Here is a 7,934-nt window from a genome sequence, read left to right on the forward strand (position 1 = left end):
AGATGCTACAGGCATCCCACTGCTCGCCTGCTTTAAGATAGACATGATTTGGCTATCACTGTGTTTTGATATTGTCATTTATAGAATCTCCTTCTTTACTTCTAAAAAATTCTACTCCTTTTGTCGATTGTTTTTGGGGAGGATTACCCACATTTTGATATACCTATTTGCGGCGCAGCAAGCCCTGCACAATTTTCTTCTTGATCATATTTTTGTTCTAAAATAGAGATATCACGCAAGTCTTTTGCAGATAAAGGGAAGTTTAAAGATTTTGCCTTTATCCTAATAGTTTTATCCTCTGAACCATTCAAGGTTTGAACGTTCAAAGTTACATATTGTGGGTTTATTATATTTGAATCCTTCATATGTATATTTTCTTTATTGCTTTTACAGCCTGTTATAAAAATTATAGTAGTTAATAATAGAGCTGTTTTTAATTTGGACATATTTTTATTCTATCTTCCTCAAAGCCATGCTGAAATATACGCCATCATCGAGATTTACGGTGTGGAAGTCAGAAGATTCTATATTTATCTGAAAATAATTATAGATAGAAATTAAAATCAAGTAAATTAATTATCATATTTCGTTTACTTATATCAAAGTTTATCATTGTATTTAATTTCCTTTGAGTAAAAATCATCGGATTTGACTTTTCTAACATATTTTAGTATAATACTTATCTTCAAAATAAATAGAAAAATTTAATTTATGAGTACTCCTAAAAGTGATGATTATATCTCGGAACTAAGAAAAGTAATTTGGCCTATAGAAAGGTATGAAAATAAGAAATTTCTGCCTATGGCGTTTATGATGTTCTGTATTTTATTAAACTACTCAACTCTTCGCTCAATTAAAGATGGGTTTGTAGTAACAGATATAGGAGCTGAAGCAATAAGTTTCTTAAAAACATATATAGTGCTACCGTCTGCAGTAATCGCTATGGTAATTTATGTTAAACTTTGCGATATTTTAAAGCAAGAAAACGTATTTTACGTCATTACTTCATTTTTCTTAGGATATTTTGCACTATTTGCATTTGTCCTCTACCCTTATCCTGATTTAGTTCATCCTGATCCTGAGACTATAGAATCTTTAAGTTTAGCTTACCCTAATTTCAAATGGTTTATAAGAATAGTGGGGAAATGGAGTTTTGCATCTTTTTATACTATGGCAGAGCTTTGGGGAACAATGATGCTTAGTTTATTATTTTGGCAATTTGCTAACCAAATTACTAAAACCGATGAAGCTAAACGTTTTTATTCAATGTTTGGTTTGCTTGCTAATTTAGCATTGCCTGTAACATCCGTAATTATTGGATATTTCTTACATGAAAAAACTCAAATAGTTGCAGAACATCTCAAATTTGTTCCGTTATTTATTATAATGATAGTGAGTAGTTTTGCAGTGATATTAACATATAGATGGATGAACAAAAACGTTCTAACCGATCCAAAACTTTATGATCCAGCACTTGTAAAAGGGAAAAAAGCTAAAACTAAAATGTCCTTAGTAGAAAGCTTCAAGATGATCTTTGCTTCTAAATATGTGGGGTATATAGCATTACTACTTATTGCTTATGGTATTTCCGTAAATTTAGTTGAAGGTGTTTGGAAATCAAAAGTAAAAGAATTATATCCAACAAAAGAAGCTTACACTATATATATGGGTAAATTCCAATTCTATCAAGGTTGGGTTGCTATTGCCTTTATGATCATAGGCAGTAATATCTTAAGAAAAGTATCATGGATGACTGCAGCAATGATTACTCCTTTAATGATGTTGCTTACTGGTGCTGCATTTTTTGCTTTTATCTTTTTTGATAGTGTTATTGCTATGAATTTAACAGGAATTCTTGCTTCAGGTCCTTTAGCACTTGCGGTTGTGATTGGTATGATCCAGAATGTTCTAAGTAAAGGAGTTAAATATTCTTTATTTGATGCTACTAAAAATATGGCATATATTCCGCTTGATAAGGATTTACGAGTAAAAGGGCAAGCTGCCGTTGAAGTTATCGGAGGAAGATTCGGTAAATCAGGCGGTGCTATTATTCAGTCTACATTCTTTATTTTATTTCCTGCATTCGGCTTTGTTGAGGCAACACCATATTTTGCTTCTATATTCTTTGTAATAGTAATATTATGGGTATATGCCGTTAAAGGTTTAAATAAAGAGTATCAAGTTTTGGTAAATAAAACTGAAAAATAGAATTTGTTAAAATTTAATATTATAAAAAAAGCAAGCTTCTAAGAAACTTGCTTTTTTTAGCCTGCGAGTTTATAATATGACAAATACAAAATCCAAAATTAAAACTCCAAGATCGCCATATGTAAAAAAATATAATAGTTGGCGAGTAAGAATTTTGTATTCTATTATTATAGGTTATGCAACTTTTTATTTTTGTCGTCAGAATTTTAATATAGCAACTCCTGCTATAAGAGAATATTTTGGGGTTACTAAAACACAAATTGGTTGGATATTAACAGCTTCTTCTATAATGTATGGAGTTAGTAAAGTTTGTAACGGCTTTATTAGTGATAAAGTTAATGCTCGTATATTTATGGTATTAGGGCTTTTACTTGTCGGGATCATTACTATTCTAATAGGCTTTTCAGATTCTTTATGGCTTATAGGAATTTTATGGATAGCTAGCAATTGGTTTCAATCTATGGGATGGCCTCCTGCAACAAAAATGCTTACTCACTGGTTTGCTCCAAAAGAACTCGGAACTAAATGGGCTATGGGAGCAACTTCTAACCAAATAGGTGGGGCCCTTGCTATGATAAGTTGCGGTTATTTAATCGATAAATTTGATTGGAGAGCTGCTTTTTTCGTTCCCGGTGTAGTTGCTTGTATAGTATCGCTTTTCTTATATAATAGGCTTCGTCATTCTCCAAAAGAAGCAGGCTTATCTACCGTGGAAGAATATAAAGAATATCCCCCTGAATCCATAGGTGATTATGAAAAGCTATTAACTCCGCAATTACTTAAAATGGTTTTTTGTAACAAGCTAATATGGTATGTTTGTCTGGCTAACATGTTTGTTTATATAATACGCTCCGGGGTAATTTATTGGGCACCGACATTTTTAAGAGATTTACGTAGTATAAGCCTTGCAAATGCAGGTTTACAAATCGGTTTATATGAAATGATAGGTATCCCAGGGGCATTAATAGCAGGTGTTTTATCAGACAAAATATTTCAAGGACGTCGGGGACCTGTTGCTGCCATATGTATGGTATCGCTTAGCTTATTGTTAGTCTCGTTTTGGAAAATACCTATTCAAAGTGAATTATTAAGCATAGTAATTCTTTCTTTAATAGGCTTTTTTGTTTCAGGACCACAGCTCCTTGTAGGTATTGCTGCTGCGGATTTTAGCTCGCGTCAAGCTGTTGGTACTGCTAACGGATTATCAGGATTATTTGGTTATTTAGGAGCAGCCATTGCGGGGGTCGGTGTAGGATGGATTAGCGATAATTACGGTTGGAATGGGGTGTTTGTATTTTTTAGTATTTCCGCTCTTATAGGGGGCGGTTTATTCGCTTTAACATGGAATTGTTCAGCTAAAAAATAGACTTTCTGCATAAGCCATTTCTAAAGGTAATTTGTACGTCGAGCCTAGACTCGAATCCTCACGTATGTCTATATACGCTGCGGTTCGCAGTGAAGTGTCTCCTTCAAATTCCTCTTTATAAGATGACTTATGCAGGAAGTCTAATAAATTTAATAATGATATAAAGGTTACAAAATGACAATACAATATACTTTTTCAATGATTAAGCCTGATGCTATTAAAAGGAACAAAATAGGGCAAATCAATACTTATTTAGAGAATGCAGGCTTAAAAATAGTAGCTCAGAAAATGAAGCATTTAACTAAATATGAAGCAGAATGTTTTTATGATGAACATAGAGCAAGACCGTTTTTTGATAGCTTAGTTGGATATATTACTTCAGGAGCAGTAGTGCTTCAAGTTCTTAAAGGTGCAGATGCTATAACTTTAAATCGTAAAATTATGGGAGCAACTAATCCTGCGGAAGCTGAAGCCGGAACTATTAGAAAAGATTTCGGTGAATCAATTGAAGCCAATAGTATTCACGGTTCAGATAGTGAAAATAGTGCAAAAAGAGAAATCAAATTTTTCTTTAATAAATCTGAAATTATAGAATAATTAATGCTAAAATATGACGTAATAGTTATAGGCGGTGGGCATGCAGGTGCAGAAGCTGCAGCTGCTTCTGCACGTCTTGGAGTTTCTACTCTCTTAATTACGTTAAAACCGGAAAATTTAGGTGAAATGTCTTGCAATCCGGCAATCGGTGGAATTGCAAAAGGCACATTAGTTAAAGAAATTGATGCACTTGATGGATTAATGGGTTATGTAATAGATCAGGCAGGCATACATTATAAAATGCTGAATGAAACTAGAGGACCGGCAGTTTGGGGACCTCGTGCTCAAGCTGATCGTAAGCTTTATAAAAAAGCAATGTATCAAATATTAACAAATTACCCTAATCTAGATATATTATACGGAAAAGTAGAAGATATAGAAATTAAATCTTCTAAAGTTGAAGCAGTTATTTTAAATGACGGTAGTAAAATTCCTTGTCAAAAAATTATATTAACTACAGGTACTTTTCTATCAGGTCTTATTCATATCGGCTCAACAAAAATTCCTGCCGGTAGAGTAGATGAAGAACCTTCTTATGGATTATCAAATACATTAAAAAAAATAGGATTTAAACTTGCTCGCTTAAAAACAGGTACGCCGCCACGAATTGATGGGCGTACTATTGATTATAGTAAAACAGCTTTACAGCCCGGCGATAAAACTCCTCGTCCTTTTTCTGAATTAACAAATATTGTTAATGTTCCTCAGATAAATTGTTTTATCACTAAAACTACTCCTGAAACTCATAATATTATACGTGAAAACATCAATAAGTCTGCGATGTATTCAGGACAAATAGAAGGAATAGGACCAAGATACTGTCCTTCTATAGAAGATAAAATAGTTAGATTTAGTACAAAATCAGAACATCGTATATTTTTAGAGCCTGAAGGGTTAGACGATTATACAATTTATCCAAACGGTATTTCTACTTCTTTGCCTGAAGAGGTACAGCAAAAATTGATAAAAACAATTCCAGGATTAGAAAATGCAACGATTTTGCGTCCAGGTTATGCTATAGGATATGATTATGTTGATCCACGTGAAATAAGTATTACGTTAGAGACAAAAAAAATAACCGGATTATATTTTGCTGGACAAATTAACGGTACTACAGGATATGAAGAAGCAGCAGGACAAGGTATAGTTGCAGGTATTAATGCTGCTTTGTCAGTAAAAAATCAACCACCTTTTATATTAACAAGAGCAAATAGTTATATTGGGGTAATGATAGATGATTTAACAATATTTGGCACTACGGAGCCTTATCGTATGTTTACCTCCCGCTCAGAATATAGATTATCTTTAAGAGCAGATAACGCTGATTTACGTTTAACGGAATTAGGTATAAACATTGGAGTTGTATCAGAAGAACGTAAAAAAATATTCATAAAGAAATGTGAAGATATAGAAAAAACAAGAAAGTTATTAAAAACATTATCTTTAACTACTAGTAAACTTGCTAAAATGGGTATACAGGTAGCACAGGATGGTACATATAAAACAGTATTAGATTTATTTAAAATACCTAATTTTAATGTTGAAGAAGCTATTAAAATTTTTCCTATACTTAAAGAAGTACAAAATAATAATATTTTGCAATTACTATATATTGAGTCAAAATATGCTTCATATTTAACCAGACAACACGCAGATATTAATTTATTTCAAAGTGAAGAGGCACAGTTAATGCCTAAAAATATTGACTATTTTAAAATACCAAGTATATCATTAGAGATACAGGAAAAACTTTCTTCCCATAAACCTGCTACTATTGGTGTAGCACGTCGAATTCCAGGGATTACACCTGCAGCAATTACGGCTATTATAATTTATTTAAAAACTAAATATAGTGATGGAAGTTCCACATGAAATAATTGAAAAGTTAGAAATTTTTCAAAGGTTAGTTAAAAAATGGAATAAAGCAATCAATCTTGTATCAGATAATAGTATACATAATTTTTGGCAACGTCATATACTAGACTCATTACAATTAATACAATATATTGATAATAAAGAAATACACTTGGTTGATATAGGAAGCGGCTGCGGTTTCCCTGGTATAGTATTATCTATTGCAGGTGTAGCGAAAGTAAGTTTAATAGAAGCTGATTCACGTAAATGTATATTTTTAGAAAAAGCGTCAAAGATATCAAATAATAACATACAAATAATCAATCAAAGAATAGAAAAAGTAGAGATGGATTGTAGTATATTAACTTGTAGAGCTTTCTCTAACTTAAATACAATATTTAATTGTATAAAAAATATTTCAGTACAAGAAAAATTTTTGTTATTAAAAGGAAAAAATTATTTAACTGAAATAGTAGAAGCACAAGAGAAGTGGTTATTTGATTATTTAATACATCAAAGTATTACTTTTAAAGAAGGGAAGATTCTAGAAGTTAGTAATTTAACAAAAATTATATGAAAGTAATTGCTATTGTTAATCAAAAAGGAGGAGTAGCTAAAACTACAACTACTGTAAATTTAGCTACAGCTTTTGCTGCTGTAAATAAAAAAATTTTAGTTATAGATCTTGATCCTCAAGGGAATAGTAGTACCGGCTTTGGAATTAGTCAGCAACAACGCAAAAATACTATATACCAGGTATTAACAAATTTAATAGAATTGAAAGATGCAATAATTTCTACAGATATACCAAATTTAGAAATAATTACTTCAAACACTAATCTATCTGCCGCTGAATTAGATTTAACAAAATTAAAGGACCGAGAATATATTTTAATGAGCCTATTGGAAAAAATAAAAATATTATATGATTATATAATTATTGATTGCCCTCCTTCATTAAATTTATTAACGGTAAACGCTTTAGTTGCAAGTGATGAAGTCCTGATTCCAATGCAATGCGATTTTTACTCTTTAGAAGGATTAAGCCATTTACTAAAAACAATTGAAATTATAGAGAAAAAATTAAACCCTAAGATAAAGATTGCAGGTATATTATTTACAATGTATGATAAGCGTAATCGTTTAACTGAGCAAGTGGAAGATGATGTTAGGAAATGCTTAGGAGAATTAGTATTTAAAACCGTTATTCCAAGAAATATTAAACTATCTGAAGCTCCTTCATATGGAAAACCGGCTATTATATATGATTATAAATGTTCGGGAGCAGTTGCATATATAGAACTTACAAAAGAAATCTTAGAAAGATATGGCGAAAAATAAAGGATTAGGAAGAGGATTATCTTCATTACTTGGAGAAGAAGTTATTTCTATAGAATCAGAAATAATACAAATAATAAATATTGATAAAATAAGACCAAATGAGAATCAGCCTAGAAAAAACTTTGAATATGATAAAATAAAAGAATTAGCAGATTCTATATTGAATAATGGTTTATTACAGCCTATTATTGTTGATAATAATTTCCAAATTATAGCAGGAGAACGACGTTGGCGTGCATGTAAATTAGCAAAAGTTTTAGAGATACCAGTAATTATAAAAAATTTAGATGCTAGAGAGAGTATGGAAATAGCACTAATTGAGAATATACAAAGAACTGATTTAACAGTTATGGAAGAAGCTCGTGGTTTTAAATATCTAGTTGAAAATTTTAATTATACAGCAGAAAAACTAGCTGAGAGGCTTGGTAAAAGTCGTAGTCATATAGCTAATTTGTTAAGACTTAATAACTTACCGCAGTCTATTCAAGATAAAGTAAATGAAAATATACTAAGTATGGGTCAAGCTCGATGTTTAATAAATCATGAACATGCAGAAATAATAGCCGAT

7 protein-coding genes and 2 pseudogenes are annotated in these 7,934 nt (G+C 31.4%); 7 read left to right on the forward strand and 2 right to left on the reverse strand.

The window, feature by feature from the left end:
* Positions 1-149 precede the first annotated feature (149 nt).
* A pseudogene (locus AC1Z7D_RS04985) lies at positions 150-446 on the reverse strand (peptide deformylase); the annotation flags it as partial.
* A 265-nt stretch (positions 447-711) separates the two neighbouring features.
* On the opposite strand from AC1Z7D_RS04985, the gene tlc1 reads away from it, so the two are divergent.
* Together tlc1 and AC1Z7D_RS04995 are read left to right on the forward strand one after the other, a co-directional pair.
* Positions 712-2,208, forward strand: a complete 1,497-nt coding sequence (gene tlc1, locus AC1Z7D_RS04990; RefSeq protein WP_482602515.1) for an ATP/ADP exchange transporter Tlc1 — start codon at positions 712-714, stop codon at positions 2,206-2,208.
* 76 nt (positions 2,209-2,284) lie between these two features.
* On the forward strand, positions 2,285-3,574 hold the full coding sequence (locus tag AC1Z7D_RS04995; protein WP_482602517.1) for an MFS transporter: 1,290 nt from the start codon (positions 2,285-2,287) through the stop codon (positions 3,572-3,574).
* Here AC1Z7D_RS04995 and AC1Z7D_RS05000 read toward each other — a convergent pair.
* Positions 3,566-3,763, reverse strand: a pseudogene (locus AC1Z7D_RS05000) (palindromic element RPE1 domain-containing protein); the annotation flags it as partial. The gene AC1Z7D_RS04995 and the pseudogene AC1Z7D_RS05000 sit on opposite strands and share 9 nt — an antisense overlap.
* Here AC1Z7D_RS05000 and ndk point away from each other — a divergent pair.
* The 5 genes from ndk to AC1Z7D_RS05025 form a co-directional block, all read left to right on the forward strand.
* On the forward strand, positions 3,749-4,171 hold the full coding sequence (ndk, locus tag AC1Z7D_RS05005; protein ID WP_482602519.1) for a nucleoside-diphosphate kinase: 423 nt from the start codon (positions 3,749-3,751) through the stop codon (positions 4,169-4,171). The pseudogene AC1Z7D_RS05000 and the gene ndk sit on opposite strands and share 15 nt — an antisense overlap.
* Before the next feature lie 3 nt (positions 4,172-4,174).
* The gene (mnmG, locus tag AC1Z7D_RS05010) at positions 4,175-6,043 is read left to right on the forward strand and encodes a tRNA uridine-5-carboxymethylaminomethyl(34) synthesis enzyme MnmG (RefSeq protein WP_482602521.1); all 1,869 of its coding nucleotides are present in this window, start codon (positions 4,175-4,177) and stop codon (positions 6,041-6,043) included.
* On the forward strand, positions 6,027-6,602 hold the full coding sequence (rsmG, locus tag AC1Z7D_RS05015) for a 16S rRNA (guanine(527)-N(7))-methyltransferase RsmG (protein ID WP_482602523.1): 576 nt from the start codon (positions 6,027-6,029) through the stop codon (positions 6,600-6,602). The genes mnmG and rsmG overlap by 17 nt, the downstream gene beginning before the upstream one ends.
* Complete coding sequence (locus tag AC1Z7D_RS05020) at positions 6,599-7,366, forward strand: ParA family protein (protein WP_482602525.1); 768 nt, start codon at positions 6,599-6,601, stop codon at positions 7,364-7,366. Before rsmG ends, AC1Z7D_RS05020 begins: the two co-directional genes overlap by 4 nt.
* Positions 7,353-7,934 (forward strand): ParB/RepB/Spo0J family partition protein (locus tag AC1Z7D_RS05025; RefSeq protein ID WP_482602527.1); only part of this gene is annotated, 582 nt, incomplete at its 3' end. The genes AC1Z7D_RS05020 and AC1Z7D_RS05025, both read left to right, overlap by 14 nt.

This window comes from Rickettsia sp. (assembly GCF_965035265.1).

Excerpts from the sequence above, each read along its gene's own strand:
- AC1Z7D_RS04995 (WP_482602517.1), top strand. The coding sequence starts at position 2,285 with ATGACAAATACAAAATCCAAAATTAAAACTCCAAGATCGCCATATGTA.
- AC1Z7D_RS05020 (WP_482602525.1), top strand. The coding sequence starts at position 6,599 with ATGAAAGTAATTGCTATTGTTAATCAAAAAGGAGGAGTAGCTAAAACT.
- rsmG (WP_482602523.1), top strand. The coding sequence starts at position 6,027 with ATGGAAGTTCCACATGAAATAATTGAAAAGTTAGAAATTTTTCAAAGG.
- mnmG (WP_482602521.1), top strand. The coding sequence starts at position 4,175 with ATGCTAAAATATGACGTAATAGTTATAGGCGGTGGGCATGCAGGTGCA.
- tlc1 (WP_482602515.1), top strand. The coding sequence starts at position 712 with ATGAGTACTCCTAAAAGTGATGATTATATCTCGGAACTAAGAAAAGTA.
- ndk (WP_482602519.1), top strand. The coding sequence starts at position 3,749 with ATGACAATACAATATACTTTTTCAATGATTAAGCCTGATGCTATTAAA.